The 1992-nt window shown below is 73.4% G+C and carries 3 protein-coding genes; all 3 read left to right on the top strand.

Annotation, left to right across the window (positions count from 1 at the left end; genetic code table 11):
• A partial coding sequence (locus tag FRW57_RS20985) for a glycosyltransferase (protein ID WP_152186978.1) occupies window positions 1–745 on the top strand: 745 nt, incomplete at its 5' end.
• Window positions 746–821: 76 nt separating this feature from the next.
• Window positions 822–1514, top strand: coding sequence for an SDR family oxidoreductase (locus FRW57_RS20980; RefSeq protein WP_137122289.1), 693 nt, complete (start codon window positions 822–824; stop codon window positions 1512–1514).
• Window positions 1511–1992: glycosyltransferase family 9 protein (locus FRW57_RS20975; RefSeq protein WP_162529454.1), on the top strand; the 482-nt coding region annotated here is incomplete at its 3' end. The genes FRW57_RS20980 and FRW57_RS20975, both read left to right, overlap by 4 nt.

Raw genomic sequence — 1992 nt, 5'->3', positions numbered from 1 at the left:
CCGGCGCCCCGGCCGCGACCTGCCGGCCGTCTACGTGGAGCACAACACGCCGCGCGGCGACCCGGTCGCGACCCGCCACCCGGTGGCCGACGACGAGCGGCTGTCCGACGTGCCCATCGTGCACGTGACCCACTTCAACGCCGTCATGTGGGACAACGGCAAGCAGCCGGTGATCGTCGTCGAGCACGGGGTGCCGGATCCGGGGCACCTCTACGACGGTAGCGATGCAAGCATCGCCGCGGTGGTCAACGAGCCGGTCCGGCGCCTCCGGGTCGTAGGCACGGACCTGCTGCTGGAGCTGGCACGCGACGTGCCGGTGCACGTCTACGGCATGGGGATGTCCGCCCTCGCAGAGCTGGCCGCCGACGAGGGCCTGCCCGACCTGGCGGATCGCCTGCACGAGGACGTGCCGCAACACCGGTTGCACACCGAGCTCGCACGGCACCGGGCCTACCTGCACCCCTTTCGGTGGACCAGCCTCGGGCTGTCCCTCATCGAGGCGATGTTGCTCGGACTGCCCGTGCTGGTGCTCGCCACCACGGAGGCGCCCGTCGCCGTGCCGCCCGAAGCCGGGCTGGTCTCGTCCGACCTCACCCGGCTGCGAGAGCAGGCGCAACGATGGCTGGCACGACCCGACGAGGCCCGCGAGCGCGGCGCGGCCGCGCGCCGCCACGCGCTCGACCAGTACGGACTGCCCCGGTTCCTGGCGGACTGGGACGCGGTTCTGGGGGAGGTCGCCCGATGACGGCAATCCCCGGCGGCAAAGCAGGCGCCGCCCCAACCCCAGCTGTCGAGATGACAGGAACAACAGGAGGAGACCCATGACCACACCGACGATCGGGACCATCTTCGTCACCGGAGGGGCCAGCGGCCTCGGCGAGGCCGTCGCCCTGGCCGTGCGGGATGCTGGCGGCATCCCCGCTGTCATGGACATCAACCCACCGCGCGACGACCTGCCTTGGCAGAAGGCAGATCTCAGCGACGGTGCCGCGACGGCGGAGGCGCTCGACCGGCTCGTGGAGCAGGTCGGACCCCCGGACGCCGTGGTCACGGCCGCTGGCACCGACTGCTGCGGCCCCCTCGACAAGGTGCCCGCCGAGGAGTGGGACCGGGTCATCAAGGTCAACCTCATCGGCACGGCGGCCGTCGTGCGGGCGGCCCTGCCCCACCTCAGGCAGCGCCACGGCCGGGTCGTCACCGTGGGGTCGACGCTGGGCCTGCGGCCCGCCGGTGACGCCACGGCATACTGCGCCTCGAAGTACGGCGTCGTCGGCTTCACGCGGGCGTTGGCGATGGAGCTGGCGGGCGAGGTCGGCGTCACCATGCTGGTGCCCGCGGGCATGCAGACCCACTTCTTCGACGGGCGCGACCCGCAGTACCAACCCGGCCCCGACGCCCACCTGATGGATCCCGCCGACGTGGCCTCCGCCGTGTTGTTGGCGCTGCGTCAGCCCCCGGGCACGGAGGTGCGGGAGCTGATCATGACCTCCTCCACGGAGCCGTCCTGGCCGTGACCGGTGTCGGCACGGTGGCGGTGCTGCGGGCGCTGGGGCTGGGTGATGCGCTCACCGGTGTCCCCGCGCTGCGGGGGCTGCGGCGTGCCTTTCCCGACCACCGGCTGGTCCTGGCCGCCCCACCACCCTGGCCCCGGTGGCTGGTCGAGCAGGGCATCGTCGACGACACCGTGGAGCAGGACGGGCTGACGCCGACGCAGTGGCCGGGTCGCCCACCCGACGTCGCAGTGAACCTGCACGGCCGCGGCCCGCAGAGCCACGAGGTCCTGCGGGGCTGGCACCCGGCCGCGGTCATCGCCCACGCCTGCGACGCAGTGGGTTTCGACGATGGACCCCCGTGGTGCCCGACGCTGCACGAGGTCGACCGCTGGTGCCGGCTGGTGGAGTGGGCGGGAGGACCATGCGGCCGGGAAGACCTGCGGTTGCCGGGTGCTGGGCAGCCGGGTGCGGCGTGCGCGGCGGACGGCGGCGCGGGCGG

This window comes from Segeticoccus rhizosphaerae (assembly GCF_009192725.1).
GTDB classification, from domain to species: Bacteria; Actinomycetota; Actinomycetes; order Actinomycetales; family Dermatophilaceae; genus Segeticoccus; species Segeticoccus rhizosphaerae.
Note: the sequence above shows the minus strand (reverse complement) of the source record. Positions and strands in the feature narration are given on the sequence as shown.

Bases quoted from the DNA above. Each gene is read 5' to 3' on its own strand.
- FRW57_RS20980 (WP_137122289.1), top strand. From the start codon at position 822: ATGACCACACCGACGATCGGGACCATCTTCGTCACCGGAGGGGCCAGC.